General features: G+C 45.3%; 1 protein-coding gene. It reads right to left on the minus strand.

Annotated elements, in window-relative coordinates; genetic code table 11:
* Nucleotides 1-126 precede the first annotated feature (126 nt).
* Nucleotides 127-523: IS110 family transposase (locus tag R3X28_RS19235; protein WP_317666515.1), on the minus strand; the 397-nt coding region annotated here is incomplete at its 5' end.

The following is a 523-nucleotide window of genomic DNA, read 5'->3' on the forward strand; positions in this document are numbered from 1 at the left end:
TTATAATAGACCCGGCCACTTGCTATAAAAATGTGATCCCCGAGTTCTCGGGGCCACCCACGTTGTTTTGTGGTACGGGTCTCTCTACTATTTCGTGAGCTTTGTTATGGTTTGTTTTTTTATCTTTCACTCCAGTACCCCTATGCAATAAGGAGTCTCTGTTTTGATTACCGCCAAAGTCCTACTAAGTAGTTTTCGCGCTACTTTGATAATGATACTCTTTACGTTTCTACCTTGGTGCTTACGATAATACGCTTGCATAACCGGATCGGCACGTATCGCCTGCCAGGCCGCCTCAACAAAATAGCTCCGTATCAATCGATGTGCTCGTGGGGTGATGCCCAACGTCTTATAATTGCTTCCGCTTTGGTGGACCCCTGGGGACAGACCTACATAACCTGCCAAATGCTTGACATTGTTAAAACGTCTCAGATCCCCCAGTTCACATAAGATACCACAGGCAACGATCCCTCCAATGCCAGGGATACTTCTTAGAAGCATATAATCTTTCTTATGATGAACC

The organism is Maribacter sp. TH_r10, assembly GCF_033101095.1.
Lineage (GTDB): Bacteria > Bacteroidota > Bacteroidia > Flavobacteriales > Flavobacteriaceae > Maribacter_A > Maribacter_A luteus.